Consider the following 25,991-nt stretch of genomic DNA (forward strand, 5'->3'; position numbering starts at 1 on the left):
CGGCGGCCGGTGGGCGCGGAGGGGTTCCGCGCCCACCGGCCGTCGCGCGTGCCGCCCCGGCCGTCCCGGGACCTCGGCGGCCCCGGACCCCGGAGGATCCGGGCCCGGTCAGAGCGAAGTGAGGTGTCCCGGATCCGGCCGCCGGGGCGGTGCCGGCGCCGTTGCCGCGGGCGGGGTGCGCGACTTCACGGAGGGCGTCGGTGCGGTGGGCGCCGTGCGTGTCTCCGGGGCCGGCGGCCGTGTGATGGGCGCCGTACGCGGCTCCGGGTCAGGCGCTGCCGCGGCGAACGTGGTGCCTGGCTCCAGGACGGGCAGCGTGGACACCGGGCCGACGCCGGCCGGCCGGGGAACGGGGCGCGGAACCCGGGCGAGCAGCACCACGCCCCAGGAAGCGGCAGCCGCCCCGGCGAGCGCCAGCAGCACGCCCCCGGCGCCGCCCTGGAGACCCTGCCCGAGCAGGGCGAGACCGAGCACCGCGGCCGCCACCGGGTTGGCCAGGGTCACCAGGGCGAGCGGGGCGCCCAAGCCGTCCCGGTAGGCGGTCTGGGAGAGCAGCAGCCCGCCGGTGGCGAACACCGCGACCAGCAGCGCGACCACGATCACCGTCGGGCTCAGCACCGGCCCGGTGCGGTCCGTCGCGGCCACCGTCACCGTCTGGGTGAGCGCCGAGGCCACGCCCGAGGCGAAGCCGGACGCCGTGGCGTGCCGCAGCCCCGGCCGGGCGCCGGGCCGGGCCAGCACGCCGATCAGGGCGGCCGTCGTCCCGGCCACCGCCAGCGCCTCGGTCAGGGTCAGCACCCGCTCCGGTGCCGGACCGGACGCGGTGACCAGCAGCGCCGCGAGACCGAGCAGCGTCAGGGCGGTGCCCCGCCACTCGACCGGGCTGACCCGCCGCCCCGCGAACCGGGCGCCCATCGGCACCGCGGCGACCAGGGTGAGCGCGCCGAGCGGCTGGACGACGGTCAGCGGTCCGTACTTGAGCGCCACGACGTGCAGCACCGCGCCCCCGCCGTTCAGCCCGACGGACGTCCACCACGCGCCCTTGCCCAGCAGCCGCAGCAGGCCGGTGCCGGAGGTGCGGGCGGCCAGGCGCTCCTGCGCCACCGCGGCGGCCGCGTAGGCGACGGCCGAGACCAGGGAGAGGGCGACGGCGATCAGGGCGGGGCTCATCGGCCCGCCCCCACCAGGACGTGCTGCTTCGGCGTGTAGCGCCGCGTGCCCCGGCTCGCCGGGCCGGCCCTGTGGTGCGGCCGGTGGATCAGCGCGAGGGCGAGGCCGAGCATGGCCGTGGCGACGATCGCGTCGAGCCAGTAGTGGTTCGCCGTTCCGACGATCACGAGCAGGGTGGCCGCCGGGTGCAGCAGCCACAGCCAGCGCCGGCGCGAGCGCGTCGCCGCGATCAGACCGATCGCCACCATCAGGGCCCAGGCGAAGTGCAGCGACGGCATCGCCGCGAACTGGTTGGAGAGGTGGTCGCTGGACGGCGGCCCGTACACCGACGGCCCGTACACCCGGGCGGTGTCCTCCATGCCGGTGGCGGTCAGCATCCGCGGCGGGGCGAGCGGGAACGTGAACGGCAGCACCAGGGCGGCCGCGGTGACCGCGGCGAGGACCCGGCGGGCCCAGCGGTAGTGGGCGGGGCGCCGCAGGTACAGCCAGACCAGGAAGCCCAGCGTGGCCGGGAAGTGGACCGTCGCGTAATAGGTGTTCGCCAGATGGACGAGCACGTCACCGTGCAGCAGTGCGGACTGCACGGTGGCCTCGTCGGGAAGGTGCAGCGCCCGCTCCAGGTCCCACACCCGACGGGCGTTGTGGAGGGCCTCGCTGGTGTGGCCCGCCGCCAGTTGGCGGCCGACCTTGTAGACGAGGAAGAGTCCTGCGACGAGCAGGAACTCACGGAGGAGCGGGGGCCGGGCTATGGAGTCCGACTCCTTTTCCGCAGGCTCGGTTCGGGCGTTCATCCCCCGGCCCTTTCACTGACGGTCGTGCGTGTGGTGGTGCTGAGCCCCGGACCGCTTACCGGAACTCATCGATACGACTTCGTACCGATACGCCAGTGTACCGATACGACCGGGTTCCGGTACACTGGCGTATCGATTGATGTGCGACACACTGAGAACAGGGACTCGCTTCGCGCACGCAGCCCGGGCGGGCCGCCACGAGTGAGGGGAAGAGCGCATGACGTCGCAGGCCGCGGACGGACCGGAGACGGTCGCCGCCTCGCGCCGCTCCAAGATCACGCCCGAGCGTGAGCGGGAGTTCTTCGACGCTGTGCTCGAACAGATCCGCGAGTGCGGTTACGAGTCCGTCACCATGGAGGGCGTCGCCGCGAGCACGCGGTGCAGCAAGTCCACGCTCTACCGGCAGTGGAGGACCAAACCCCAGTTCGTGGCCGCGGCGCTGCGCGCCAGCAGCCAGGCGCGCTTCAGTGGCATCGACACCGGATCGCTCGCCGGTGATCTGCGCGAGGCCGCACGCGCCGTGGGCGACTGGTCCGGCAAGGACACCCGGCTGCTGCACGCGCTCGGCCATGCGATCATGACCGACCACGAGCTGAAGGGCGTGCTGCGCGAGGCGCTCGTCGACCCCGAGATCGCCGTGCTCCAGAAGATCCTGCGGCGCGGGATCGAGCGCGGCGAGGTGCGCGCGGACAATCCGGCGCTGGACTACGTGCCCGCCATGATGTTCGGCGTCCTGCGCATCCGGCCCATGCTGACCGGCCAGTACGCCGACTCCGACTATCTCGTCGGGTTCGTCGAGGCCGCGGTGCTGCCCGCGCTGGGCCTGACCTGAGACTCAGGCCACCGCCCACGGGATGACGGGACGGTGGCCTGTTAGCGCCGCACCGTGGGGACGGGGGCGGCGCACCCCGGCCGGGTGGGGCGCCTCTTGAGCGAAGAGGCGCCCCACCCGGCCGATCGTGCACGCGGGTGCTCCGTCCGGTGGTCCGGCCGCGGCCGGATCAGACGTTCTGCCCGTCGCCGCCGCCCGACGACACCTTGATGCCCTGGGTGATCTCGTCGATGACCGTGACCTTCTGGCCGACGTCGACGCCGAAGCGGACCACCACCATCTGCTGGGCGTTGGCGGGCGAGGGGAAGGCGAGCGATTCGACGTAGCCGTCGGATCCCTTGCTGGTGACGGCCTTCCAGCGGACCAGGTAGCCCTGCTGCCCGGCCACGGTGACCGCCTTCGAGGCCAGCACCTCGTGCGAGGTGATGCTGCCGTACGTCTTGCCTCCGTACGACTCCTCGGCGTTGGCCTGGATGTCCGCCTTGGCGACCTCTTCGGCCGTGCTCCCCTTGGTGCCGAGGGCCACCGCGGGCGCCGAGTAGGCACCGCCGTCGGTGCACTTCTGCGAGGTGTCGCCGGGGCAGTTGTAGGAGTGGTCGGAGGTCAGCTGCGCGCCGGCGCTGAACGCCTGCCCGGTCCAGCCGTCCGGCACGGGCATGCTGATGCCGTTGAGCGCGTCCGACACCGTGCCGCCGCCCTTGACCTCGGGGGCCCCGGACTGGTCCGGCGCCGGCGACTGTTCGCCGGAGCCACCCGAACCGCCACCCGGCCCGCCGAAGGGACCGCCCTGGCCGCCCTGCCCGCCGTTCTGCCCCTCGGAGCCGCCCTGGCCGCCCTGCCCGCCCTGGAACCCGGGCCCCCGCTGGGAGCCGGCCTGGTCGCCGCCGCCGGAACCGCTGTCGGACAGCGCGTAGACACCGACCCCGATGCACGCGAGCACCGCCGCCGCCACGCCGACCGCGATCCCGGTGCGCAGTCCACGCCGGGGAGCGGCCGGCGGCTGGGCGGGATACGGCGGATACGGACCGTAGGGCCCGCCGGGCTGCGGGGATCCGTACGCCTCGCCGGGCTGCGGGGATCCGTTGGGCTCGCCCGGCTGCTGGGGCGGGTAGGGCCCGGCGGGCTGCGTCTGCGTCGGGGGACCCCATGCGGCCGAACCGGCGGGGCGGGTCTGGTCCGTCCATGCCTTGCCGTCCCACCAGCGCTCGGTGGGCGGACCCTCATGCGTCTGCCCGGGATCGGGGTACCACCCGGGAGGAGTCACCTGCGTCATGCCCCTACCGTATGAGGCATCTGTGAAAGGGGGATGAGAGGGGACCGGTCAGGTTCGGCACGAAGCCCGGGAACACATCACGAGCCGTCCGTGCCGGGGCGCCCGATCCGGGCGGGGCCCGGGCGGACACGCCGCCCGCCGACCCGCAGGGCGCGACCGCCACGACGGCGCCGCAGACAGCCGCAGACGAACGACGGCACCTCGCGGCACGTCCGGCGGAGCGCTCCTCAGCGCTCGATCACGAGCCGCCCGGGACCGCCGCCCGTCACCGGCGGTGGCAGCCGCAGGCCGTCCCTGCCCGGGGTCACCGAACCGAGGACGCTGGCATGCCGGGCGCCCGTGCTCGACGGGGCGGTGCCCGGCAGGCCGTGCGCGGTGAGGAATCCCAGCACGGCGAACGCGTACGCCTCCTTCGCGTCCGCCGGCAGCCCGAGGTCGTCGGAGCGGCGCAGCGCCACGCCCGGCAGCCGGTCCGCGAGCATCCTCATCAGCACCGGATTGCGGGTGCCCCCGCCCGACGCGAGCACCTCCGTCGCGCCGACCGCGCGGACCGCGTCCGCGACCGTACGGGCGGTCAGCACGGTGAGCGTCGCGATCACGTCCTCGGCCGGCGGCTTCCCCGTCCCGGCCAGCGCCGCACGCAGATAGCCGGGATGGAAGAGTTCCTTGCCGGTCGTCTTCGGTGCGGGCAGCCGGTAGTACGGTTCGGCCAGCAGCCTTTCCAGCAGCGCCTCGTGGACCTGTCCGCGTGCGGCGAGCCGTCCGTCGGTGTCGTGCTCCAGCTGGCCACCGGAGAATTCCCGGGCGGCGGCGTCGATCAGCGCACAGCCGGGACCGGTGTCGAAGGCCGTGCCGTCGGGGGCCGTGAGGTTGGCGATCCCGCCGAGGTTGAGCGCGACCGGCGTACCCGGGCGGCCCCGCAGCCACAGCAGATCCACCAGGCTCACCAGCGGCGCCCCCTGCCCGCCCGCGGCGATGTCCCGCGGCCGGAAGTCGGCCACCACGGGCAGGCCGGTCGCCTCCGCGATCCAGGCGGGCTGTCCGAGCTGCAGGGTCCCGTGCACCGTTTTGCCGGTCACCCAGTGATAGACGGTCTGCCCGTGCGAGGCGACCAACTCAGCCCGCCCGGCGCACAGTTCACGGTCCGCCCGCACGGCCGCCGCCGCGAACGCCTGCCCGATCAGGGTGTCGAGCCGGCACACGTCGGCCAGCGGCACCACGCCGGGAGGCAGCGCCGCCGCGAGCGCCGCGCGCAGCTGTGCGTCGTACGCCTCGCTGACCATCCCGAGCGGCCGCAGCACCAGCGCGTCCCCGACGAGCCGCAGCTCGGCCGCCGCCGCGTCGATGGCGTCGTACGACGTTCCGGACATCAGCCCGATCACCCGCATCGGGCCGGACTCCCCGGACGGATCCCCGTTCACCCCGCCTCCCGTTCCGCCGCCCTGCCCACCCTCGGCGCGGCCGCCAGGGCGAGCACGCTCACCGCGCAGGTCGCGGCGGCGTAGTACGCGGGCACGTCCGCGTTCCCGGTGCGCTCGACCGCCTTGGTGATGACGAGGCCCGCGCAGCCGGAGAAGACGGCGTTGGACAGGGCGTACGCGAGGCCCAGACCGGTGTGGCGGACGGCGGTCGGGAACATCTCCGCCAGCATCGCCGGAGCCGGTCCCGCCATCAGCCCCACCACGGCACCCGCGCAGAACACCGCGGCGCCCTGCCGCACACCTGACGCGCCGGTGTCCTGGAGCAGGTGGAGCAGCGGCAGCGCGAGGACCACGACCAGCAGCGCGCCGGCCAGCATCACCGGCCGCCGTCCGATCCGGTCGCTGAGCAGTCCGGCCGGGAGGATCGTCACCGCGAACCCGAGATTGGCGAGGACCGTGGCGATCAGCGCCTGCTGGAAGCTCGCGTCGAGGGTGCTCTGCAGATACGACGGCAGGACGACGAGGAAGGTGTAGCCGGCCGCCGACCAGCCCATGATCCGTCCCGCGCCCAGCGCGATCGCCCGGGCCACCTCGCGTCCGGCCGGACGCACGGCCGTGGCCGCCGACTCCCGCTCCCGCCGGAAGGACGGCGTCTCGTCCAGCCGCAACCGCAGCCACAACGCCGGCAGTCCGAGCGGCGCCGCCAGCAGGAACGGCAACCGCCAGCCCCACGACTGCACCTGGGCCTCCGTCAGCACGGTGGCCGTGACCGCGGCGACGCCGGCCCCGCCCAGCAGCCCCAGCGCCACCGTGAAGGACTGCCACGCCCCGTACAGCCCCCGGCGTCCGGGCGGAGCGAACTCCGTCATCAGCGCCACCGCGCCACCGAACTCCCCGCCCGCCGAAAGACCCTGGACCACCCTCAGGAACGTCAGCAGCCACGGCGCCGCGGCGCCGACCGACGCGTACGTGGGCAGCAGCCCGATCAGCGCCGTCGCGCCCGTCATCAGCGAGACGACCAGGACCAGCACCGGCCGTCGGCCGATCCGGTCGCCGAGCCGCCCGAACACGGCCGCCCCGACGGGCCGGAAGAAGAACGCCAGAGCGAAGGACGCGTACGTCTGCACCAGGGCCTCGGCCTCGCTGCCGCCCTCCGGCGTGAAGAACCGCGCGGCGATGACGGTGGCGAAATAGCCGTAGACACCGAACTCGTACCACTCGATGAAGTTGCCCACCGAGCCCGCGTACACGGCCCGCACACCCGGCCGGTCGGAGCCCGTCTCGCGCTCGCGGAAAGACTGCTTCACTCCTGGGCTGTTGACCGCGCGGGCGCCGCGCAAACCTCGGTCGCGGCCCGGGACGTCGTCCCGCTGTCCCGGTTCACCCGACCCGGCAACAGCTGCCCGGACCAGCCACCATGGGGCCCGCCCGACGGCTACGCTCGGGGTCCGTACGTCGTTCGGGCGACTTGGGGAGGTTACGGGATGACGGAGGTACGGCCCGGCGGGGCCGCCTCGGCTTCCCTGTGGGAGCGCGACGCGGAGATCGCCGCCGTCACGCAGGCGCTCGACGCCCTGTGCACCGACCGGTCCTCCGCGGGCAACCTGCTGGTGTTCCTCGGCGAGGCGGGGCTCGGCAAGACCGCTCTGCTGGCCGAGACCCGGCGCATCGCCGAACGGCGCGGCTGCACGGTGTGGTCCACCCGCGGCGGCGAGACACTGCGCTCCGTCCCGTTCAACGTGGTGCGGCAGTTGCTGCAGCCCGCGCTGGTCTCGCTGATGCCCGAGGAAGCCCGCGAATACCTCGGCGACTGGTACGACATCGCGGGCCCCGCCCTCGGTATAGCGGACCCGGGGGACGGACACGCCGACCCGCAGCACGTGTGCGACGGACTCGTCGCCGCGGTCAGCAGGCTCGCCGAGCGGGAGTGGCCGCTGGTGCTGCTGATCGACGACGCCCACTGGGCCGATCAGGAGACCCTGCGCTGGCTGGCCGCCTTCGCGCAGCGCCTGCCCGACCTCTCCGTGCTGGTCGTGGTGGCCCGCAGGCCCGGCGAGGTGAGCGGCGAGAGCGCCCGCCATCTCGACGCGGTCGCCGCCGCGGCGGGCTGTCCCATGAACAGCCTCAGCGCCCTGACGCCGCAGGCCACGGCCGGGCTGACCCGCGCCACCCTCGGCGCGCACGCGGACGCCCCGTTCTGCCGCGAGGTCTGGGCGGTCACCGGCGGCAACCCCTACGAGACGGTCGAACTCCTCGCCAAGGTCCAGGACAGCGAACTCGACCCGGTCGAGGCGCACGCCGGTGAACTGCGCCCGCTCAACCGTGCCGCCCGCGGCGGGGGACTCGTCGCGCGGCTGGAGGCCCTCGGCATTGACGCCACCCGGTTCGCCTGGGCCGCCGCCGTCCTCGGCGACGGCATCACCGTGGACCTCGTCGCCCAGCTCGCCACCATGAGCGTCGAGAAGGCCGAGCGCTGCGCCGACCTGCTGCGCAACGCCCGCATCCTCACCCAGCCGGACCCGTCACATGCCTGCCCGGACGCCGGCGACCTGGAGTTCGTCCACCCGCTGATCGCCTCCGCCGTGTACAACTCCATCCCCGAGGCGCTGTGCACCGCCATGCACGGTATCGCCGCCCAGGTCGTCACGGACTCCGGGCGCGGTGTCGCCGCGGCCTCCCGGCACCTCCTCCGGGTGCATCCGGACGACGACGAGGAACTCGTCGAGCAGCTGCGTGAGGCCGCCCGCGAACATCTCGCCGTCGGCGCGCCCGACGCGGCCCGCCGCTGTCTGGAGCGCGCCCTGCTGGAGCCGCCGCTGCCCGAGGTCCACGCGCGCGTGCTCTACGAACTGGGCTGCGCCACCCTGCTGACGGCGCCCGCCACCACCATCGACCATCTGCAGAGCGCCCTCGGCATGCCCGGACTCGACGGCGCCACCCGGGTCGACGCCGTCTTCCGGCTGTCCCAGGCGCTGATCCACAACGACCAGTTGGAAGAGGCCGTGCGCACCGTCGAGGCCGAGGCGGCACGGCTCCCACCCGGACCCGCACGGCTGCGGCTGCAGGCCGTCCGCTTCATGTGGGAGGGCATCCACGGCGAGACCGTCTCAGCGGGCCGCTCCCAGCGCCTCGCCGACCTCGCACGGACCTGCACCGGCCGTGACAACTCCGAACGGGCCCTGCTGATCCTGCGCGGATTCGACGCGATGACGCACGGCGAGGGCGCCGAGGAGGTCGTCGAGCTGTGCGACCGCGCCCTGGTCAACGGGCGGCTCGCGCCGGGCCTCGGCTGGACGGACACCGAGTGGGGCATGGAACTGCTGATGATGCTGGGCAGTTCGTTCGCCTACGCCGACCGTCTCGACCGTGCCGAGAGCCTGTTCGCCGAGGCACTGCGCGCCTACACGACCGCGCGCTGGAGCGGCGGCCACCTCTCCCTGGCGAACGCCTTCCTCGGTCTCGCCTACCGCAGGCAGGGCCGGCTGAAGGACGCGGAGACCATCCTGCGCGACTCGCTGCGGCTGGCCGAGCGGGTCGGCCGCGGGCTGCCCCTGTACTGGTCGGCGACGTGCGGACTCGTCGACACCCTGCTGGCGCGCGGCCGGGTCGAGGAGGCGTGGGTGGTTGCCGAGCAGTACGGTTTCGCACCGCCGTATCCGTCGACCATCGTGCTGCCCGACCCCCGCTCCGTCCGCGGGCGGCTGCTGCTCGCCGTGGGCCGCACCGAGGAGGGCGTCAACGAACTGGAGGCCGCCGAGAAGACCGCCGCGTCCCGCGGCGGCCACAATCCGGTGCTCGCGCCCTGGGCCGTCGATCTGGCCAGGGCGCTCGCCGCGACGGATCCGGTCCGGGCCGCCCAACTGGCCGGTGACGCCCGCAGGCAGGCCGAGCGGTTCGGCACCGACACGGCGATCGGCGAGGCCCTGCGCTGTGCGGCGGCCCTGGAGACCGGGCAGCGCGCGGTGCACCTCGCCGCCCAGGCCGTGGCATACCTGGAGGCGTCGCCCTGCCAGTACGAGCACGCGGTGGCCCGCGTCGAGTACGGCATCGCGGCCCGCTCGGCCGCCGAACTCGACCGGGGCCTGACGCTGGCCCGTTCGTGCGGCGCGGACGGACTGGTGACACGGGCCGAAGAGGCCCTGCGGACGGCGAGCGGGCCGAACTGACCGGACCGGCCGCCGCCGACCGGTCGGCTCACACCATGACCACGCGCTCGGCGACCGCCACGACCCGACCCCGTACCTAGGACTCGTACACACCCCGGCGCGCCCCCGTCAGGGGCGTGGCGAACTGCGCGCCCGGCCCCGACGGCGCCGCAGCGATCCGACGACCCATGCGGCCGGTTGTCGGCTGGGGGCGGGCTGTTATCTCCGGCGAGGGAAACGCCCCTGTCAGGGGCGCGGGGAACTGCGCGACAAGCCCCGACGGCGCCGCAGTCACCCGACCCTGCCCCGCCGCCCCGCTGCCCCGCCGCTTCCCCGCCTCCCGCGGAGCGCACGTCACTCGCCACCAGCAGCCCCCGGCACCCCCGTCCCCTCCTCCGCGAGCACCCGCTGCGCGACAGCGAACGCCGAGTTGGCCGCCGGCACACCGCAGTACACCGCCGTCTGCAACAGCACCGCGCCGATCTCCTCGGGCGTGAGCCCATTGCGCCGGGCCGCCCGCACATGCATCGCGAGTTCGTCGTAGTGACCGTGCGCGACCAGCGCGGTCAGCGTGATCATGCTGCGCTCGCGGCGCGAGAGCGTCGGATCGGTCCAGATCTCGCCCCAGGCGTAGCGGGAGATGAAGTCCTGGAAGCGGGCCGTGAACGGGGTCTGCCGGGCCTGCGCCCGGTCGACGTGCGCGTCGCCCAGCACCTCCCGGCGCACCGCCATGCCCGGCAGGGCGCCGCCTTCCCCCGCACCCAGGTGCGCGCGCAGCGCCGTCAGCACGGCCCGCGGACACTGGGCGGGCGCCAGATGCGAGGCCCCGGGGATCTCGACGAGCGCGGCGCCGGGCACCGCGTCCGCGATCTCCCGGAGATGGGCGGGCGGGGTGGCGGGGTCCTCCCGGCCCGCGACCAGCAGCGTCCGTACGGGAATCTCGGCGAGCCGGTCGCGCAGGTCGAACGCGGCCAGCGCGTCGCAGCAGGCGGCGTAGGCACCGGGGTCGGCCTCCCGGTGGTCCCGGACGAGCCGCGGCACGGTGAATCCGGGCGTGAACCAGCGGGAGCCGGCGGTCTCCACCAGCCACTGAAGCCCCTCCCGGCGCACCCGCGCGGCCCGCTCCCGCCAGGGACCGGCGCCGTCGAAGTGGGCGGAGGAACAGATCACGGCCAGCGACTCCAGCCGCTCGGGGTGGTGCACGGCGAGGTGCAGTCCCACCGCGCCGCCGAGCGACACACCCGCGTAGGCGAACCGTTCGACGCCGAGGGAGTCGGCGAGCGCGAGCACCAGAGCGGCCAGGTCGCCCACGGTGGCCCCCGGCCCGATCAGGTCGGCCGCCGAACCGCCGTGTCCCGGCAGGTCCCAGCGGATCACCCGGTGGGTGATCGACAGCTCGGGGGCGATCTCGTCCCACAGGGCGTACGAGGTGCCGAGCGAGGGTCCGAGCAGCAGCGGCGGTGCCGAGGCGGGGCCTTCGGCACGGTGATTGAGGAGGTTCCCGGTCAACGTCGCTCCAGGGCACGGTCGGTGAGGGCTCCGGCGGAGCCGGTGTAACGGGCGGGATCGGTGAGGTCGTCGAGGTCGACGCCCCGCAGTCCGGGTTCCTCGGCGAGGAGCGCGCGAAGGCCACGCCCCTCGGCATGGGCGCGGCGGGCGAGATCGGTCAGCAGTTCCTTGGCACGGGCGCGGCCGAGCACCGGCGCCAGCTCGGCCGACAGCCGCTCCGAGACGATCAGCCCCCCGGTCAGGTCCAGGTTGCGGCGCATCGCGTCCGGGTGCACCCGTAGCCCTTCCGCCAGTTCCGCCGCGTCGCGGGCCGCGCCGCCCACCAGCCGGAGCAGGTCGCGCAGCGGCTCCCACTCGGCGTGCCAGGCACCGGCGGGCCGCTCGTCCTCGGCGACGAGTGACCCGTACAGCGTCGCGGCGAGCAGCGGGGCGCGCCGGGCCGCCGCGGCGAGCAGCGTGGACCGCACCGGGTTCGCCTTGTGCGGCATGGCCGACGACCCGCCGCCGCTGCCCTCGCCGACCTCGCCGATCTCGGTACGGGAGAGGGTGAGCACGTCCGCGGCGAGCTTGCCGAGCGCGCCCGCGGTGAAGGCCAGGCAACCGGCCAGGTCGGCCACCGGGGTGCGCAGGGTGTGCCAGGGCAGCGGCGGTTCGGCGAGCCCGAGTTCCCGGGCGTACGCGGCCGGCAGGGCGAGCGCGTCGGGCGCGCCGTACGCGCCGAAGGCGGCCAGGGTCCCGGCGGCGCCGCCGAGTTGTGCGGGCAGCGAGGCGCGGACCAGGGCGCAGCGGTCCCGGGCGTCGAGCACCAGCGAGCGCCAGCCCGCCGCCTTCAGACCGAACGTGGTCGGCACGGCGTGCTGGGTCAGCGTGCGCCCCGGCATCGGTGTGTCGCGGTACCCGGCGGCCAGCCGCGCCAGCGCCCGCTCCGTCCGAGCGAGGTCGGCCAGCACCGGATCCAGGGTGCGCACGGCGACCAGCATCGTCGCCGTGTCCATGATGTCCTGGCTGGTGGCGCCCCGGTGGACGTACGGCCCGTACTGCGCGCCGGCCGCCGCGGTCAGGTCGGCGACCAGTGGGATCACCGGGTTCCCGCCGCCCCGGGCACGGCCGGCCGGCGAGCGGACGTCGAAGCGGGCCCTCCCGGCCGCCTCGGTCACCGCCCGCGCGGCCTCGGCCGGGGCGAGCCCCAGCGCGGCCTGGGCCCGGGTCAGCGCGGCCTCCGCGTCGAGCAGTGCCCGCAGATACGCGGTGTCGCTCGTCGCCGCCGCGGCGGGGGAGCCGGCCCACCCGGGGGCGAGCAGGCCGAAGTCGCCGTCGGCCGGCGGCGACGTGTGCCCGGAGGGTTCGTGCGTCACCGGTACTCCAGGAAGACCGTCTCGCCCTCGCCCTGGAGGCGGATGTCGAACCGGTACGTGCCGCGCCCCTCGTCGGCGGCGATCAGGGTGCCGCGCCGTGCCGGGTCGATCCGGGCGAGCAGCGGGTCCGCGGCGAGCGCGGCATCGTCCCCGGGCAGATAGATCCGGGTGAACAGGTGCACCAGCAGCCCGCGTGCGAAGACGCACACGCTCAGGTAGGGGGCGTTCCGCCCGCGGGCGCCGGGCCGCAGCGTGCGGGCGTACCAGTGCCCGCCCGCGTCGGTCTGGATCCGCCCCCACCCGGTGAACTCCACGCCGTTGCGGCCCAGGTGGCCGCCGGTCGACGCGTCGCGCCGGATCGAACCGTCGACCTGCGGCACCCGGCCGTCCGGGTCCGCGCCCCACAGCTCCACGAGCGCATCCGGCAGCGGGCCGCCCGCGCCGTCGTACACGTGCCCCTGGAGGGTGATCGTGTCCGGGTGGCCCACCGGCGCGATGTCGTTGCCCCCGGCGAAGGGCAGCGCGTAGCCGTAGAACGGGCCGACCGTGTGCGAGGGGGTGGGCAGCACGCTTTCGGGGCGGTCCGTGTCGATCTTGGTCATGGGGTCAGCGTCCTTCTTCGATCCAGGTGGCGTGCGGGCCGTCGAGCACGATGTCCCAGTGGTAGCCCAGGGAGAACTCCGGTACCGACAGGCTGTGGTCGTACGTCGCGATCAGCCGTTGCCGGGCCGCGTCGTCGGTCACGGACTGCAGGATCGGGTCGTAGGGGAACAGCGGGTCGTTCGGGAAGTACATCTGCGTCACCAGCCGCTGGGTGAACGCCGTGCCGAACATCGAGAAGTGGATGTGCGCCGGGCGCCACGCGTTGACGTGGTTGCGCCAGGGGTAGGGCCCCGGCTGGACGGTGGTGAACCGGTAGTGGCCCCCGGCGTCGGTGAGGGTGCGGCCGACGCCGGTGAAGTTGGGGTCGAGCGGGGCATCGTGCTGCTCGCGCTGGTGGGCGTAGCGGCCCGCCGAGTTGGCCTGCCATATCTCGATGAGCTGACCGCGCACCGGACGGCCGTCACGGTCGAGGAGGCGGCCGGAGACGGTGATGCGCTCCCCGACCGGCTCGCCGGTGTGCTGCCGGGTGAGGTTGTTGTCGGTCTCGGTGATGTCGCGCTCCCCGAAGGCGGGGGAGCGCAGCTCCACCAGTTCCGGGTCCTGCCGTACCTCGACGGGGACGAGTGTCTGCACGGGGTGGCGCAGGGTGGAGGAGCGGTAGGGAGCGTAGTCGCGGCGCGGGTGGTGCTCCGCGGGGGCGCCCTCGGCGATCCCCTTCTGGTACTCGGCGTGCTTCGCCGCGATCTCCTGATCGATGTCCTGCTGAGTGAGAGTCATTGGTCGCTTCCTGGCAATGCGGACGGTCTCGTCGAACTGAGGGCGGTGTCGCGCCCCTCAGGGGCGCGGGCGGGGAACTGCGTGACCGGCCACCGACGGCCCGCAGCTGTCATCCGGCACGAGCGGCGCGGCGCTACCGTTCGAGCACAAGGGCGAGACCCTGGCCCACACCGATGCAGAGGGTGGCCACGCCGGTGCCGGAGCCGCGCTGGGCGAGCTGGTGGGCGACGGTGCCGGCGAGCCGGGCGCCGGAGGCGCCGAGCGGATGGCCGAGCGCGATGGCTCCGCCCCGCGGGTTGAGGATCGCCGGGTCGAACTCGGGCCATTCGGCGAGACAGCCGAGGACCTGGGCGGCGAACGCCTCGTTCAGCTCCAGCACCGACAGGTCGGCGAATCCGCGGCCGGCCCTGGCGAGCGCGCGCTGCACGGCCTCGACCGGGGCGAGCCCGAAATACTGTGGGTCGAGCGCGGAGACGCCGGTTGCCGAGACGCGGGCCAGCGGCTCGCGGCCGGTGGCCTTCAGGCCCTCCTCGTCGGTCAGCAGCAGGGCCGCGGCGCCGTCGTTCAACGGTGAGGCGTTGCCCGCGGTCACCGTCCCCGCCTCGGTGCGGAAGGACGGCTTGAGCTTGGCCATCGCGGTGCCGGAGGCGTCCGGGCGTACGCATTCGTCGGTGGCGACGACGACCGGGTCGCCCTTGGGCCGCGGGACGGTCACGGGCGCGAGTTCGGCGTCGAACAGGCCCGCCTCCTGGGCCGCTGCCGCCTTGCGGTGGCTGCCCAGCGCGAACTCGTCCTGCTGGGTGCGGCTGATGCCGTGCTTGTCCGCGATGAGTTCGGCGGACTCGCCGAGCGGGACGGTCCACTCGGGGTTCATCCGCGGGTTGACCATGCGCCAGCCCAGGGTGGTCGAGTACAGCTCCGTGTGCGCCGCCGGGAACGGCCGGTCGTTCTTGGGCAGGACGTAGGGGGCACGGGTCATGGACTCGACCCCGCCCGCCAGCGCGATGTGCGCGTCGCCGCAGGCGATGGCGCGGGCCGCCTGGATCACGGCCTCCAGGCCGGAGGCGCACAGCCGGTTGACGGTCACGCCCGGCACGGAGGTCGGCAGCCCGGCCAGCAGCGCGGCCATGCGGCCGACGTTGCGGTTCTCCTCACCGGCCCCGTTGGCGTTGCCGAAGTAGACGTCCTCGATCAGGGCGGGGTCCAGCCGCGGCGACCGGGCCAGGAGTTCACGCACCGCGTGGGCGGCCAGGTCGTCCGGGCGCACCTGCGCGAGAGAGCCGTTGTAGCGGCCGAACGGGGTGCGTACGGCATCGACGACATACACGTCCGTCATGGCCGGGCCTCCTCGGGGATGTGCACCTCGGCACCGGTCCTGGCGGTGATCTCCGCGGCGGCGACGCCGGGTGCGGTCTCGACGAGCACCAGGCCGCCGGCGGTGACGTCGAGGACGCCGAGGTCGGTGATGATCCGGTTCACGCACGCCTTGCCGGTCAGCGGCAGGGTGCACTCCGGCAGGATCTTCGGGGCGCCGTCCTTCGTGGTGTGGGTCATCACCACGATGACCCTGCGGGCCCCGTGCACCAGGTCCATCGCCCCGCCGATGCCGGTGATCAGCTTGCCCGGCACCGACCAGTTCGCCAGATCACCCCGCTGCGAGACCTGCATCGCGCCCAGCACCGCCACGTCGATGTGTCCGCCGCGGATCATGGAGAACGACAGCGCCGAGTCGAAGAAGGACGCGCCCGGCAGCACCGTCACGGTCTCCTTGCCGGCGTTGATCAGATCCGGGTCGACCTCGTCCTCGGCCGGATAGGGGCCGGTGCCCAGGATGCCGTTCTCCGACTCCAGCACCACCTCCACCCCCGGCGGCAGATGGTTCGGGATCAGCGTCGGCAGGCCGATCCCGAGGTTGACGTACTGCCCGTCCGTGAGTTCCCGGGCCGCCCGGGCGGCCATCTCCTCGCGATTCCACGCCATCAGGACCTCACCGTCCGCTGCTCGATCTGCTTGTCCGCCGCCTGAGCGGGCGTCAGCGCCACCACCCGCTGCACGAAGATGCCGGGCACGTGCACCGCGTCCGGGTCGATCCCGCCCGGCTCCACCAGTTCCTCCACCTCGGCCACCGTCACCCGGCCCGCCATCGCCGCCAGCGGGTTGAAGTTGCGGCTCGACTTGTTGAACACCAGGTTCCCGTGCCGGTCGCCGCGTGCCGCCCGCACCAGCGCGAAGTCCGTGCGGATACCCCGCTCCAGCACGTACTCCACGCCGTCGAAGTCCCGCACCTCCTTGGCCGGCGAGGCCACCGCGACACCGCCGGAGCCGTCGTAGCGCCACGGCAGCCCGCCCTCGGCTACCTGCGTGCCCACCCCGGCCGGCGTGTAGAACGCGGGAATCCCGGCGCCGCCCGCCCGCAGCCGCTCCGCCAGCGTGCCCTGCGGTATCAGCTCGACCTCCAGCTCCCCGGCCAGGTACTGCCGCGCGAACTCCTTGTTCGCCCCGATGTAGGAACCGGTCACCCGGGCGATCCGTCCGGCCGCCAGCAGCACCGCGAGCCCGGACTCCATCGCCCCGCAGTTGTTCGACACCACCGCCAGACCGGACACACCGCGCTCGTGCAGCGCCTCGATCAGCACGTTCGGCACACCGCTCAGTCCGAAGCCGCCCACCACCAGCGACGCGCCGTCCGGCACGTCCGCCACCGCCTCCAGGGCGGTGGCGACCACTTTGTCCATCCGTGAAGCCTCATCTCTTCCGAACGCCCCGGCGGCGGAGAACCGCGAATTAATCAGGGCACTGACTATTTAGTGAGGTGCTCATCACGCTGCCACCGAGCAGCTTGACCGTCAAGACCTGGGATGATGTGAATCGCCTCGGCAGACACCCGGCTGGATGCCAGGTATCGTTCAGTACACCGACTAATTCGATCAGGGGAGCGCTCATGGCCGCGGTGGACCTCACCAGCCATCCCGGGCACCTGGCCCGGCGGCTCCAGCAGGCGCACTACCTGCTGTGGAACACGATGGTCTCGGAGGAGATCACCTCGCCGCAGTTCGCGGTCCTGAACGCGCTCGTCGCCGAGCCCGGCCTGGACCAGCGCACCGTGGGGGAGCGGGTGGGCCTCGACCGGTCCACCGTCGCCGAGGTGATCAGCCGGCTCGGCCGCCGGGGCCTGCTGGACAAGGTGCGCGACCCGCAGGACGGCCGGCGCTTCCTGCTCCGGCTCACGGACGACGGCCTGCGCACCCACCGCAAGCTGACCGTGCGCACCGCCCGGATGAACCAGGTCTTCCTGGCCCCGCTGTCCACGGCGGAACAGGACCTGTTCTTCGACCTGATCCGCCGCGTCGCGGACGCGGCCGAGGGACTGCGGCACCCCGCGGAACCCCTCGTCGGCCGGCCCTGAACTCAGCCGGCGGCCCGTGCGTACACCACCCATACCTGCCCCTCGGCGAAGTTCAGCGGCGCCCCGTCCGCCGTGGTGAACTCGGTGCCGCCGTTTGCGGCCCGCCGGGCCCAGAAGCCGTCGTACGCCCGGCCGCCGCGCAGCACCTCCGCCGTCCCCGAGCCCACCGTCTCGGTGTAGGGCGTGTTGCTCCCGAGCACATCGCGGTAGGCGGACGCGCGCACCTTCACGTACTGCACGACGACCGTGGCGGGAGCCACTCGCTCCCCGTCGGCCGTCCGGGTGGGCGTGCCGTCCATGGCGACCAGCCAGCGCTTCCGGTCCGGGGACCAGGCGAAGGTGAACCGGGCCGACGGGTAGCGCACGGTGCGGGCGGACTCGGCCCGGCCGCCGGAGGGCGCCGTGCCGTAGTGGAAACCGGTGGTCAGGGCCGCGGCGCCGGGCGGTGCGGACAGCAGCAGGCGCGGGCGCACATAGAGGTTGTGCGGCGCCGTCCGGCCGGCGCCGCGGTAGTACGCCCCGGACGCGTCGTCGGGCGCCGCCGGCCGCAGTGGTGCCCGGCCGATCAGCGGCAGCAGCCTGCGCTGCGCCCCGGAGAAGGCGAGCACCGGCCGGTCGAACTGGCGCAGCAGCTCCAGATCGGACTCACGGGCACTGCGCACCGGCCCCACCACCTCGGGCAGCTCGGACGCGTAGACCGCCAGCAGCCGGCTCAGCCCGCCCTCGACCGGTTCCGCGTACACCACGTCCGCCGCGTCCAGGCCGGCCTGCGGGCGGGCCGCGCCCACGTTGTCGATCTTCACCGCGAGCACCGGGCCGGTTGCGGAGCGGGTCGCGTCGGGCGGGGAGACGGGTCCGGCGTCGGGTGTGGCGCTCGGCGGTGGCGCCGGGCGGTGCTCCGCGCCGCGGCCGTCGTCCACCGGGCGGTGCCCTGTCGTACAGCCCGCAAGGAGGGCCGCCGTGATGGTGGCGGCCAGCACGCCCGCCGTCGTCGCGCGCCCACCGCGCGCCCGCTGCCCCATGCCCACCGTCGCCATCCCGTCCAAGCCGTCGATCGTCCGTTCATCGGTTCATCGACGGCCCTACCCGACGGCTGCCGGTTCCGCGCGCCGACTGGGCCGTTCGGCCCAGCCACCGGCCGTACGGTTCAGCCCTGGGCGTCAGTCCCGCGGCCCGAGGATCTCCGCGAGGTCGTAGCCGACCGGCTCCTCCAACTGGGCGTAGGTGCAGCTCTCGGGGGTGCGGTCCGGGCGCCAGCGGCGGAAGCGGGCCGTGTGCCGGAAACGGGCCCCGTGCTCCATGTGGTCGTACGCCACCTCCGCCACCCGCTCCGGCCGCAGCGGCACCCAGGACAGGTCCTTCTTGCCCGACCAGCGGCTCGGCGCCCCGGGCAGCCGGGCCGACTCGTGCGCGGACTCCTCGGACCACGCCGCCCACGGATGTCCGGACACGTCCGCGAGCCGCAGCGGCTCCAACTCCTCGACCAGCTCCGCGCGCCGCTTCATCGGGAACGCGGCGGACACCCCGATGTGCTGGAGCGTGCCGCGGTCGTCGTAGAGCCCCAGCAGCAGGGAGCCGACCACCGGGCCGCTCTTGTGGAAGCGGTAGCCGGCCACCACCACGTCCGCCGTGCGCTCGTGCTTGATCTTGAACATCGCCCGCTCGTCCTGCCGGTAGCGCCCGGCCGGGGGCTTGGCGACGACACCGTCCAGACCCGCTCCCTCGTACTGCTCGAACCACCGCCGCGCCACGTCGATGTCCGTCGTCGCCGGTGCCACGTGCACCGGAGCGCTCGCGCCGGACAACGCCCGCACGAGCAGCGCCCGCCGGTCCGTCAGCGCCACGTCCAGCAGCGATTCGTCGGCCAGCGCCAGCAGATCGAAGGCGACGAACGAGGCGGGCGTCCGCTCGGCCAGCGTGCGCACCCGGGAGTCGGCCGGATGGATCCGCTCGGTCAGCGCGTCGAAGTCCAGCCGCCCGTTCAGGGCGATCACGATCTCCCCGTCCAGCACGCACCGCTCGGGCACCCGCTCCTTGAGCGCCCCGACCAGCTCAGGAAAGTACCTGGTCAGTGGCTTTCCGGTACGGCTGCCCAGCTCGACCTCGGGCCCGTCACGGAACACGATGGCGCGAAAGCCGTCCCACTTCGCCTCGTAGTGCATGTCCGGCGGGATCTTCGCCACCGACTTGGCGAGCATCGGCTTCACGGGCGGCATGACCGGCAGATCCATGCTCCGACTCTATGGGCCGTTTTCGGTGTCCGCCCATCGTCTGTGGCGTCCACTGTGTCCATGCGGGAGGGGGTGCGGAGGCTGTCTCGCACGGAGGCCGTGAGAGCGGTGTGAGACGGCCCCGGATGCGGGTACGACGCGGCCCCGGCCGGTTGAGGTTTCCGGTCCTCCGCCAGTCGGGGCCGACGCGTCTGATGCCAGACGATATCGAACAGCAGTTCTAGAAGATTTGGCATATGCGACTTCCGGTGCGGAGACCCGCCCCGCCAACGGAGCGGGCGATTACACCGCGGGCCCGCCGCCTCCGGGTACGTGCGATGTCGAGAAGGGCTCAGACCCTCTGTGCGTTCCGGAGCACGAGGTCGCGGTAGGGGAGATCCACTGTGGGCAAGTCGGCGACCCGGAGTTCCTTCTCCGTCTGCTCGACGGCCGCCGTCGCGGCGTCGGCATCCACGCTGATGACCTCCGTCTCGACGAAGACATCGACGCCGTCGACCTCGTCGATGGTGACCGTGATGCCTGGGTGCAGCGCGTGGCTGTACGCCGTCCGGTTCTTCTCCACGCGGACCAGGAGCCGCATGCCGATGGCCTCCCGTAGCTGGTCCGCCTGGGCGGCCTGGCTCGCCGCAGCGAGGTGAACGTTCGTCTCCGGCTTCGCGATGACGCTGTCCGCGCTGTGCGTGGCCGCGGTGGACGGTGGTTTGTAGGTGACCTCCGCGAAGCTTCCGCGGCGGCGTACCCGCAGGCACTCGACGGTCCGCAAGTACACCGAGGCGGCACAGGACGAGCGGACCGCCCTGATGCCCGTGCGGGTGACGGACGTCCTGCGCCGTGACCGCGCACAGGGATGTCCCGTCGTCGGGGAGCTGGCCGTGCTTCGCGTCGATCAGTCTCCTGCCAGGGGGCCTTCCAGGTGCGGTGTGAAGCCGAGGACGCCTGATCGCCAGACGTGGTCGCGCAGGGTGATGTAGTGCCGCTGGGCTTCCCGGAAGATGCCGACGGGTGCGGTGACGACCACGGCCGTGTGCTCGTCGAGCTGGTCGGCCGGGATGATCCGGGAGTTCTGCCGGCAGACGATGTGGTCGGCCGCGGAGTGGTATGGGTGGGTGCCCTCGTGCAGGTACTGCGGGACGAACATTCGCAGGAACTTGATCCAGGACCGTGAGGTGTAGGTCTGAAGCGAACGGTCGTGCAGCGAGGATGCCTTGACGGCGTACACGTCGCGGTAGGCGAACATGCCATGAGGCCGTAACACGGTGGGCAGGGTACGGATCATCGCGTGCAGGCCGTTGTAGCCGCCGCTGTAGGAGTAGACCTCATGCGCGTCCCCGCTGACATGCGGAAAGCGGCCCCGCTCCTGCCGCGGCCGGGGCCGGGTCTTTAGGGACCGTCACGTCGGTGATGATCTGCTCGCACGCCTCACGGTCGGCAGCCGCGTCGCGCAGCTCGCCGAACGCCTTGGCGAGTTGCTCCGGTTCGGAGGCGTACCGGTCGACGAAGTTCTCGGCGTAGGCGCGGACCTCCCGCGCGTCGAACAGAACCCTCAGCTCATCCTCGAACGGATCGAACGCCGCGAACCGCAAAGTGGGCTCGGTGCGCTTCTTGATAGCCCAGGCGATGACGCGCATGGCGTTGATGTCGCCCCTGCTGGCGTCATCCTTGATGTCGGTCCAGCGGCCGTCAGCCGTGCGTTCGATGACCTGGATCTCGGAAGCGCGCAGGCGGCCGGCGTCGAACCGCTGCATCTCGCCGCCGTCGGGGCTGTACTGGATGATCAATGGGTGCTCCTATTCGAGGCGGCGCCGGACGTCGTCGAGGATCCGGGCGACCTCGGACTCCATCCAGATCGATCGATCCTGAGACCTCCCGCCGGGTGACCACGCGCCGGGACGACAGGGCGAGCAGCCGTCCCGCTGCGATCCCCGCGGGCTGCGCGGTGGTCTTCTTCAGGACCAGGGATTCCTTCGTGAACTCGAAGAACCTGGCCGGTGCCACGTAGGTGCCGTATGTCGTCTCGGCGCTGATCCCCAGCTGGGCGCCGAGCCCGGACCCGATCGCCACAGATCAGCCCTCCGTCGTCTTCTGCGGCGCCTTGGCCGCGGTCTTCTTCGTCGTGCCGGGTTCCTCGATCGGCTCCCAGTTCGCGGGCTGGCAGACGTAGCCCTCGTACCGGTCGTCGGGGACCTCGACGATCTCGTCGGGCTCGACCGTGCGACCGCCCAGCTCGGGGACGGTCATCTGCTCGGGCCCCACCAAGCGCACACGCGCCATGGCGGTACTCCTCAGGTGAGATTGGAGTTTGAGGAACATCGGCGTCAGATCGTGCGCCTTTGCGTTCCGTGATCACTTTGCCGAAAACGACAACAAGCGTGCAGGCATGGACAAGGACTCGCTGCAGCAAGGCCCGGCATCCTCCAAGCAGCACGCCAAAACGCATACCGGCGACGAGTCCGGCAACCATGAGTCGAGAGGGGAACAGCATGCGAGGCAAAATTGCGGCGTCTGTAGCCGCAGTCGGTCTGGCGGCTTCGGTGGGCCTGGTGGGAAGCAGTGTCGCCAGCGCGACGGACACTGGCACACAGGCCCTGAGCTGCACCAAGTCGAAGGGGCAGACGTGGGGTAAGGGGACGTGCACGGGTACGGGTCTGTGGGACGTGACCGTCTGGTGTTCCCTGGGCGCCAGCGCCACGAGCAACATGATGTCCGGGACCGGATCCGTCTACGTGTACTGCCCGTGGGGCAATGCCCAGGACGTCACCATCAGCATGTACAGCTGACAGATACTCGCGGCTGACGTAGTAGAGGGCCAGCCGGAATACGTCGGGCTGGCCCCACCCATACCCGAACGCGGGATACCGGCCGAACGCCCCGTGGAAACTCCAGCCGACACCGGCGCCCCAGGCGTCACGCTGTTGGGCACTTCCAATCGGAAACCGCCCCTCTGGGCTTACCTCGGAAATACCAAAAGGCTTTGATCCGACTGGTTCGCCGATCCGAGCCAGGTCATACGGTGGCATTCCCGCCAGGAGTACAATCTGACGCCGAATTTCCTCACCCCCGGATTGGTTCAGATGCGGGCCTGGCAGGTCACCGTGAACGCCAGCCCGGCGATGGCGCCCTCGCTCTGGGCCTGGGTGAGGTCGCCCGCGGTCAGCTCGGCCCACAGGACCGTGCCGTTCAGGGTCGGGGCCTCGGGTGCCGTATCGGTGGCGCGCAGGGCCGTCTCGACGGCCGCCGCGATCTCGAAGACCTTCGCGCGGCGAAGGGCCATGTCCTTGTCGCCCGATCGGGATTCCGCGTAGCAGGCGATCGAGAACGTCTCGTCGCGGGTGCGGGCGCCGGCCGCGTTCCAGGACTGCTCCAGCGTGACGGCCGCGCTGTCGCCCGGCTGCCAGCCCACGTGGATGCGGTGCTTGGCGGTGAGGTTCACGGCCTCTGGCCCGTCGGCGATCCGGATCCCCTCAAGGGCGGGCGCGGCCCGCAGGATCGCGAGCAGCGCGTCTAGGGCCGCGGGCACGCGGGAGGCGGGCATCACGCCACCCCCGGTGGAACCTTGTACGGCTCCAGAAGCTGTGCAGGACCCGGTTGGGCACCGCGTATCCGAAGCCGGGGATGGGCTCGGTGACGTTGAAGTCGTCACCGTCGCCGATCCCGGCCAGTCCCCGGGATGCCCCGTACTGGGTGCGCCACAGGTGTTGCAGCAGGATCCGCGCGGCGAGGCTGATGGTGGGCGGCACCTCGACGCGGCCGGCGCTGTACCGGACGCTCCAGATCGTTCCGGCGAACGATCCGCCCCGGTAGCGGACGATGCCGGTAGCGCCGTCCAGGACCAGCGCGGCCAGGTCGAGCGGGTCGCCCGCCTCGACCGCCGGAACCACCGACACCAGGGTGATGGGCGGGACGCGGGACAGGCACATGGTGTTACCGCGGCCCTCGATCGTCTCCGTGACCTCACGGGTCTCGACCGGGCCGACGTGCCGTTCGATCCACGAGTGAGTTGTGTTCATCCGCGATGAGCTGGTTGACCCGCTCCTTCGCGGGCGGGAGCTTCTTACCCCTGGGCTTCTTGTAGCCGGTGATGACCGCTGGGTCGCCGGCTTCGTCGTCCAGGCCGACGAAGCCGAGGTCGGCGATCGTCGGCAATGCAAACGGAGCAGCACCGCAGGCGGGGATATGCGCCCTCTGTCAGCCTTTGAGGGGGTCCAGGGTGGCCCGGATCCGCCGTACGAGGGCAACAGGAGGAGATGTTCCGTGGGCATGAATTCAGAAGAGATGGCCCGGATGGAAAAGCTTGAGCAGCAGGTCGCCGAGCTGATGAAGAAGCAGCAGAGCTCGCAGTCTCAGCCCCAGACGAACGGGGGGACTCAGGCGCCTGCGCAAAAGCAGCCTTCCTTTCTGGAAGCAACGGGGACGTCGGGCAGCGCTCTCGGCCAGGCGCAAGCCACTCTCAAGGCGACCCTCACCGATCAGGACGGTATGCCGATCGTTGGCCAGCGGATCATGTTCCGCGTCAACGGCCGGGACATCGGAAGCAAGCCGACCGATTCCAATGGTGAGGCGGTACTCGACTCCGGATCGCACCTTGGGGACCCCGTGATCTGGGCACAGGCGATCCTCACCGGCTACGAGGCCATCTACAGGGGGAGCCCGAACTACCTGCCGGCAGAGGCCAAGGGCAAGATCCAGCCCGCCGTCAGCACCCCTGGGTAAGGCGCCAGATCCCACATGATGTGTGTTCCCCGGCCGGGGTAGCGGTTGTAGGCACGCCTCCTCAACCTCGGCCGGTGGCTGCCTGGTTAGGGCCTCGGTGGACAACTACAGCCGGGCCGTGAGGGTGCCGTTCGGTAACTTGTGCAGCCAGTCCCGGTCGGCCAGTTTCGACGACTTCCCCCGCAGCGGCTCCAACCGACCCGACTCCGCGAGCGCGGGATCAGGACGCGCCGCCGGCGAAGACCTTGACGGCGCCGGTCTGGTCGACGAGCAGGCCGTCTGCGCGGATGATCGCCCGGAACGTGGTCAGGTCGGAGTTGAACGCGTAGTCGTCGGAGCGCTCGAAGCACACGCCGCCGGCCATGCGGACGAAGTACTGGGAGAAGTCGCCGAACGCGACGGACTTCGCGCCGATGGCCACGGCGGCCACGTTCGGCTCCGTGTGGACCGGCTTGCCCAGCAGCGTGTCCGGGACGCCGACCTGGATGGACGGCTGCCACAGGTACTGGCCCTGCAGATCCTTCAGCTTCCTGGCGGCGCTGAGGGTGGCGTCCCGCATCTGCCAGCCGCACGAGGTGCTGTTCCGGTACGGCGCGATGACGCTGTAGAACAGGTTGATCAGGTCGTCAGCGGTGAACGCGCCGGCCGCGCCGGTGCCGCCGGTCTTGCCGGTCGACGCGGAGGTGATGACGCCGGTCGGCTGCGACGATCCGGTTCCGGTGATGGCGTGCGCGCCGAACGCGTTGCCCAGCGCGCGGCCGGCCTGCATGGACAGGTAGCCCTCCAGGTCCATGGCTGTGTCGGTGAGCAGTTCGGAGGACGCCTGGAGCAGAACGCCGTACTTGTAGGCGCCCAGGGTCCGCTTGGCGAACGTCGGATCGGACTCGGCCAGCGGTGCGGCTTCCGCGGTGAGCGCGGCCGAGGAGTGCGCGGTGGTCACCGGGATCTCGATGGTCTCGCCGGACGCGGTGTTCAGGACCGTGGGGCCGGCCATCATGAGGCCGGACACCTCGATGAGGTGGGCGATCAGCCGGCCGTAGAAGGTCGTCGGGACGGTGTTGCCGCCCGCGGTCGCGGTGCCCTTGACCAGGTCACGGTGGGCGACCTTCTCCGCGGGGATCTCCAGGGCCCGCATCTCGCCGCGCGCCCACCGGCGCAGCTCCGACTCATGTTCGTCCGGCTGCCGGCGGGCCCCGGCGGGCTTGGCGAGCAGCTGCGTGAACGCGTCCTCGGCGTCCTTGGTGCGCTGCTCCGCCTCCAGGAGCTGCTTGGCCCGGGCGTCGATCCGGTCCAGGTCGGCGTTCAGCGACCCGCCCGAGACCCGCATCGCGATCGTCTGCGACAACTTTTCCCCGCACCTGACCACGAGGAAATGCCAGCGGGTCGGCACCTGGGCCGCCACGAACAACGTCGAGATCGCCTACACCCCGACCAACAGCTCCTGGCTCAACCGCATCGAGGCCCAGTTCACCGCCCTGCGCTACTTCACCCTCGACGGCACCGACCATGCCACCCACAAGGAACAGGGCAGCATGATCCGCCGCTACATCACCTGGCGAAACCGCCATGCCGACGACCGGCGTTTACGCGCCGTAGTCGACAGGGCGAACGTTGCCTGATGCGGCACTAGATGAATGAGTCCAAGGGGTGTTGTTGCGTCAGTGATCGTAGGTGGTCAGTGACCGCTTGATTGGCTGTCCGGTTTTGTCGTTGTGCCAGATCACCGCTGTGAGCGCGAGGATCCGGCACAGGACGCGGACTGCTACTC

27 protein-coding genes and 2 pseudogenes are annotated in these 25,991 nt (G+C 72.4%); 6 read left to right on the plus strand and 23 right to left on the minus strand.

Going from position 1 to position 25,991, the window contains the following annotated elements; genetic code table 11:
* Nucleotides 1–108 precede the first annotated feature (108 nt).
* Nucleotides 109–1,170 carry a hypothetical protein gene (locus ACFY2B_RS39795; RefSeq protein WP_390767941.1) on the minus strand — a complete coding sequence of 354 codons (1,062 nt, stop codon included), beginning with the start codon at nucleotides 1,168–1,170 and terminating at the stop codon, nucleotides 109–111.
* Nucleotides 1,167–1,961, minus strand: a complete 795-nt coding sequence (locus ACFY2B_RS39800) for a phosphatase PAP2 family protein (protein ID WP_390767942.1) — start codon at nucleotides 1,959–1,961, stop codon at nucleotides 1,167–1,169. Before ACFY2B_RS39800 ends, ACFY2B_RS39795 begins: the two co-directional genes overlap by 4 nt.
* Before the next feature lie 217 nt (nucleotides 1,962–2,178).
* Here ACFY2B_RS39800 and ACFY2B_RS39805 point away from each other — a divergent pair, with 217 nt between their 5' ends.
* Nucleotides 2,179–2,793 (plus strand): TetR/AcrR family transcriptional regulator C-terminal ligand-binding domain-containing protein, encoded by a 615-nt coding sequence (locus ACFY2B_RS39805; RefSeq protein WP_390767943.1) that lies wholly within the window; start codon nucleotides 2,179–2,181, stop codon nucleotides 2,791–2,793.
* A gap of 169 nt (nucleotides 2,794–2,962) precedes the next feature.
* On the opposite strand, the gene ACFY2B_RS39810 is transcribed toward ACFY2B_RS39805, so the two are convergent.
* The 3 genes from ACFY2B_RS39810 to ACFY2B_RS39820 all read right to left on the minus strand — a co-directional run bounded on the left by ACFY2B_RS39810 (nucleotide 2,963) and on the right by ACFY2B_RS39820 (nucleotide 6,794).
* The gene (locus ACFY2B_RS39810) at nucleotides 2,963–4,066 is read right to left on the minus strand and encodes a DUF2510 domain-containing protein (protein WP_390767944.1); all 1,104 of its coding nucleotides are present in this window, start codon (nucleotides 4,064–4,066) and stop codon (nucleotides 2,963–2,965) included.
* A 227-nt stretch (nucleotides 4,067–4,293) separates the two neighbouring features.
* A complete protein-coding gene (locus ACFY2B_RS39815) occupies nucleotides 4,294–5,454 on the minus strand; it encodes an anhydro-N-acetylmuramic acid kinase (protein ID WP_390767967.1) in 1,161 nt (386 codons plus the stop codon).
* Nucleotides 5,455–5,483: 29 nt separating this feature from the next.
* Nucleotides 5,484–6,794, minus strand: coding sequence for an MFS transporter (locus ACFY2B_RS39820; protein ID WP_390767945.1), 1,311 nt, complete (start codon nucleotides 6,792–6,794; stop codon nucleotides 5,484–5,486).
* A gap of 177 nt (nucleotides 6,795–6,971) precedes the next feature.
* Between ACFY2B_RS39820 and ACFY2B_RS39825 the strand changes: the two genes are divergently transcribed.
* Nucleotides 6,972–9,653 carry an ATP-binding protein gene (locus ACFY2B_RS39825; protein WP_390767946.1) on the plus strand — a complete coding sequence of 894 codons (2,682 nt, stop codon included), beginning with the start codon at nucleotides 6,972–6,974 and terminating at the stop codon, nucleotides 9,651–9,653.
* A 333-nt stretch (nucleotides 9,654–9,986) separates the two neighbouring features.
* On the opposite strand, the gene pcaD is transcribed toward ACFY2B_RS39825, so the two are convergent.
* The 7 genes from pcaD to ACFY2B_RS39860 all read right to left on the minus strand — a co-directional run bounded on the left by pcaD (nucleotide 9,987) and on the right by ACFY2B_RS39860 (nucleotide 16,611).
* Nucleotides 9,987–11,141 (minus strand): 3-oxoadipate enol-lactonase, encoded by a 1,155-nt coding sequence (gene pcaD / locus ACFY2B_RS39830; RefSeq protein ID WP_390767947.1) that lies wholly within the window; start codon nucleotides 11,139–11,141, stop codon nucleotides 9,987–9,989.
* Nucleotides 11,138–12,496: a 3-carboxy-cis,cis-muconate cycloisomerase gene (gene pcaB / locus ACFY2B_RS39835; protein ID WP_390767948.1), complete on the minus strand. Its 1,359-nt coding sequence runs from the start codon at nucleotides 12,494–12,496 to the stop codon at nucleotides 11,138–11,140. Before pcaB ends, pcaD begins: the two co-directional genes overlap by 4 nt.
* Nucleotides 12,493–13,098, minus strand: a complete 606-nt coding sequence (pcaG, locus tag ACFY2B_RS39840) for a protocatechuate 3,4-dioxygenase subunit alpha (protein WP_390767949.1) — start codon at nucleotides 13,096–13,098, stop codon at nucleotides 12,493–12,495. Before pcaG ends, pcaB begins: the two co-directional genes overlap by 4 nt.
* A 4-nt stretch (nucleotides 13,099–13,102) precedes the next feature.
* On the minus strand, nucleotides 13,103–13,876 hold the full coding sequence (gene pcaH / locus ACFY2B_RS39845) for a protocatechuate 3,4-dioxygenase subunit beta (RefSeq protein WP_390767950.1): 774 nt from the start codon (nucleotides 13,874–13,876) through the stop codon (nucleotides 13,103–13,105).
* Between the two features lie 133 nt (nucleotides 13,877–14,009).
* Complete coding sequence (locus ACFY2B_RS39850; protein WP_390767951.1) at nucleotides 14,010–15,212, minus strand: thiolase family protein; 1,203 nt, start codon at nucleotides 15,210–15,212, stop codon at nucleotides 14,010–14,012.
* Nucleotides 15,209–15,856: a CoA transferase subunit B gene (locus tag ACFY2B_RS39855; protein ID WP_390767952.1), complete on the minus strand. Its 648-nt coding sequence runs from the start codon at nucleotides 15,854–15,856 to the stop codon at nucleotides 15,209–15,211. Before ACFY2B_RS39855 ends, ACFY2B_RS39850 begins: the two co-directional genes overlap by 4 nt.
* The gene (locus tag ACFY2B_RS39860; RefSeq protein WP_390767953.1) at nucleotides 15,856–16,611 is read right to left on the minus strand and encodes a CoA transferase subunit A; all 756 of its coding nucleotides are present in this window, start codon (nucleotides 16,609–16,611) and stop codon (nucleotides 15,856–15,858) included. Before ACFY2B_RS39860 ends, ACFY2B_RS39855 begins: the two co-directional genes overlap by 1 nt.
* Before the next feature lie 206 nt (nucleotides 16,612–16,817).
* Between ACFY2B_RS39860 and ACFY2B_RS39865 the strand changes: the two genes are divergently transcribed.
* Nucleotides 16,818–17,282, plus strand: coding sequence for a MarR family winged helix-turn-helix transcriptional regulator (locus ACFY2B_RS39865; RefSeq protein WP_390767954.1), 465 nt, complete (start codon nucleotides 16,818–16,820; stop codon nucleotides 17,280–17,282).
* Nucleotides 17,283–17,284: 2 nt separating this feature from the next.
* Here the strand turns inward: ACFY2B_RS39865 and ACFY2B_RS39870 are convergent, their stop codons facing one another.
* From ACFY2B_RS39870 to ACFY2B_RS39895, 6 genes are all read right to left on the minus strand, one after another.
* Nucleotides 17,285–18,304: a DUF3048 domain-containing protein gene (locus tag ACFY2B_RS39870; RefSeq protein ID WP_390767968.1), complete on the minus strand. Its 1,020-nt coding sequence runs from the start codon at nucleotides 18,302–18,304 to the stop codon at nucleotides 17,285–17,287.
* 138 nt (nucleotides 18,305–18,442) lie between these two features.
* Nucleotides 18,443–19,513, minus strand: a complete 1,071-nt coding sequence (locus ACFY2B_RS39875; RefSeq protein WP_390767955.1) for an ATP-dependent DNA ligase — start codon at nucleotides 19,511–19,513, stop codon at nucleotides 18,443–18,445.
* A 331-nt stretch (nucleotides 19,514–19,844) separates the two neighbouring features.
* Nucleotides 19,845–20,282: a CYTH domain-containing protein gene (locus ACFY2B_RS39880; protein WP_390767956.1), complete on the minus strand. Its 438-nt coding sequence runs from the start codon at nucleotides 20,280–20,282 to the stop codon at nucleotides 19,845–19,847.
* A gap of 117 nt (nucleotides 20,283–20,399) precedes the next feature.
* Nucleotides 20,400–20,768, minus strand: coding sequence for a hypothetical protein (locus ACFY2B_RS39885; RefSeq protein WP_390767957.1), 369 nt, complete (start codon nucleotides 20,766–20,768; stop codon nucleotides 20,400–20,402).
* Nucleotides 20,769–20,829: 61 nt separating this feature from the next.
* Nucleotides 20,830–21,291, minus strand: coding sequence for a hypothetical protein (locus tag ACFY2B_RS39890; RefSeq protein ID WP_390767958.1), 462 nt, complete (start codon nucleotides 21,289–21,291; stop codon nucleotides 20,830–20,832).
* Nucleotides 21,292–21,577: 286 nt separating this feature from the next.
* The gene (locus ACFY2B_RS39895) at nucleotides 21,578–21,784 is read right to left on the minus strand and encodes a hypothetical protein (protein ID WP_390767959.1); all 207 of its coding nucleotides are present in this window, start codon (nucleotides 21,782–21,784) and stop codon (nucleotides 21,578–21,580) included.
* Between the two features lie 269 nt (nucleotides 21,785–22,053).
* Between ACFY2B_RS39895 and ACFY2B_RS39900 the strand changes: the two genes are divergently transcribed.
* Nucleotides 22,054–22,290: a hypothetical protein gene (locus tag ACFY2B_RS39900; protein WP_390767960.1), complete on the plus strand. Its 237-nt coding sequence runs from the start codon at nucleotides 22,054–22,056 to the stop codon at nucleotides 22,288–22,290.
* A gap of 290 nt (nucleotides 22,291–22,580) precedes the next feature.
* Here the strand turns inward: ACFY2B_RS39900 and ACFY2B_RS39905 are convergent, their stop codons facing one another.
* Genes ACFY2B_RS39905 through ACFY2B_RS39915 form a run of 3 tightly spaced genes read right to left on the minus strand, consistent with a single transcriptional unit; the run spans nucleotide 22,581 to nucleotide 23,656 of the window.
* Nucleotides 22,581–23,045: a hypothetical protein gene (locus ACFY2B_RS39905; RefSeq protein ID WP_390767961.1), complete on the minus strand. Its 465-nt coding sequence runs from the start codon at nucleotides 23,043–23,045 to the stop codon at nucleotides 22,581–22,583.
* Nucleotides 22,975–23,430 carry a hypothetical protein gene (locus ACFY2B_RS39910; protein ID WP_390767962.1) on the minus strand — a complete coding sequence of 152 codons (456 nt, stop codon included), beginning with the start codon at nucleotides 23,428–23,430 and terminating at the stop codon, nucleotides 22,975–22,977. The genes ACFY2B_RS39905 and ACFY2B_RS39910 overlap by 71 nt, the downstream gene beginning before the upstream one ends.
* Before the next feature lie 34 nt (nucleotides 23,431–23,464).
* A complete protein-coding gene (locus tag ACFY2B_RS39915; protein WP_390767963.1) occupies nucleotides 23,465–23,656 on the minus strand; it encodes a hypothetical protein in 192 nt (63 codons plus the stop codon).
* 108 nt (nucleotides 23,657–23,764) lie between these two features.
* Between ACFY2B_RS39915 and ACFY2B_RS39920 the strand changes: the two genes are divergently transcribed.
* Nucleotides 23,765–24,223: a hypothetical protein gene (locus ACFY2B_RS39920; protein WP_390767964.1), complete on the plus strand. Its 459-nt coding sequence runs from the start codon at nucleotides 23,765–23,767 to the stop codon at nucleotides 24,221–24,223.
* Between the two features lie 220 nt (nucleotides 24,224–24,443).
* On the opposite strand, the gene ACFY2B_RS39925 is transcribed toward ACFY2B_RS39920, so the two are convergent.
* Entirely contained in the window at nucleotides 24,444–25,550 is a 1,107-nt protein-coding gene (locus ACFY2B_RS39925) for a phage major capsid protein (protein WP_390767965.1), read from the minus strand.
* Here ACFY2B_RS39925 and ACFY2B_RS39930 point away from each other — a divergent pair.
* Nucleotides 25,534–25,842: pseudogene (locus ACFY2B_RS39930) on the plus strand (IS630 family transposase); the annotation flags it as partial. The gene ACFY2B_RS39925 and the pseudogene ACFY2B_RS39930 overlap by 17 nt on opposite strands.
* A 39-nt stretch (nucleotides 25,843–25,881) precedes the next feature.
* Here ACFY2B_RS39930 and ACFY2B_RS39935 read toward each other — a convergent pair.
* A pseudogene (locus ACFY2B_RS39935) lies at nucleotides 25,882–25,991 on the minus strand (IS982 family transposase); the annotation flags it as partial.

The sequence above is a fragment of the Streptomyces sp. NPDC001270 genome, assembly GCF_042896695.1.
In the GTDB taxonomy this organism is placed as follows: domain Bacteria; phylum Actinomycetota; class Actinomycetes; order Streptomycetales; family Streptomycetaceae; genus Streptomyces.

Coding starts and splice junctions, on each gene's coding strand:
- ACFY2B_RS39795 (WP_390767941.1), bottom strand. CDS start 1,170: ATGAGCCCCGCCCTGATCGCCGTCGCCCTCTCCCTGGTCTCGGCCGTC.
- ACFY2B_RS39800 (WP_390767942.1), bottom strand. CDS start 1,961: ATGAACGCCCGAACCGAGCCTGCGGAAAAGGAGTCGGACTCCATAGCC.
- ACFY2B_RS39805 (WP_390767943.1), top strand. CDS start 2,179: ATGACGTCGCAGGCCGCGGACGGACCGGAGACGGTCGCCGCCTCGCGC.
- ACFY2B_RS39810 (WP_390767944.1), bottom strand. CDS start 4,066: ATGACGCAGGTGACTCCTCCCGGGTGGTACCCCGATCCCGGGCAGACG.
- ACFY2B_RS39815 (WP_390767967.1), bottom strand. CDS start 5,454: ATGCGGGTGATCGGGCTGATGTCCGGAACGTCGTACGACGCCATCGAC.
- ACFY2B_RS39825 (WP_390767946.1), top strand. CDS start 6,972: ATGACGGAGGTACGGCCCGGCGGGGCCGCCTCGGCTTCCCTGTGGGAG.
- pcaG (WP_390767949.1), bottom strand. CDS start 13,098: ATGACCAAGATCGACACGGACCGCCCCGAAAGCGTGCTGCCCACCCCC.
- pcaH (WP_390767950.1), bottom strand. CDS start 13,876: ATGACTCTCACTCAGCAGGACATCGATCAGGAGATCGCGGCGAAGCAC.
- ACFY2B_RS39850 (WP_390767951.1), bottom strand. CDS start 15,212: ATGACGGACGTGTATGTCGTCGATGCCGTACGCACCCCGTTCGGCCGC.
- ACFY2B_RS39855 (WP_390767952.1), bottom strand. CDS start 15,856: ATGGCGTGGAATCGCGAGGAGATGGCCGCCCGGGCGGCCCGGGAACTC.
- ACFY2B_RS39860 (WP_390767953.1), bottom strand. CDS start 16,611: ATGGACAAAGTGGTCGCCACCGCCCTGGAGGCGGTGGCGGACGTGCCG.
- ACFY2B_RS39865 (WP_390767954.1), top strand. CDS start 16,818: ATGGCCGCGGTGGACCTCACCAGCCATCCCGGGCACCTGGCCCGGCGG.
- ACFY2B_RS39870 (WP_390767968.1), bottom strand. CDS start 18,304: ATGGGGCAGCGGGCGCGCGGTGGGCGCGCGACGACGGCGGGCGTGCTG.
- ACFY2B_RS39875 (WP_390767955.1), bottom strand. CDS start 19,513: ATGGATCTGCCGGTCATGCCGCCCGTGAAGCCGATGCTCGCCAAGTCG.
- ACFY2B_RS39895 (WP_390767959.1), bottom strand. CDS start 21,784: ATGGCGCGTGTGCGCTTGGTGGGGCCCGAGCAGATGACCGTCCCCGAG.
- ACFY2B_RS39905 (WP_390767961.1), bottom strand. CDS start 23,045: ATGCCCGCCTCCCGCGTGCCCGCGGCCCTAGACGCGCTGCTCGCGATC.
- ACFY2B_RS39910 (WP_390767962.1), bottom strand. CDS start 23,430: ATGTGCCTGTCCCGCGTCCCGCCCATCACCCTGGTGTCGGTGGTTCCG.
- ACFY2B_RS39925 (WP_390767965.1), bottom strand. CDS start 25,550: ATGCGGGTCTCGGGCGGGTCGCTGAACGCCGACCTGGACCGGATCGAC.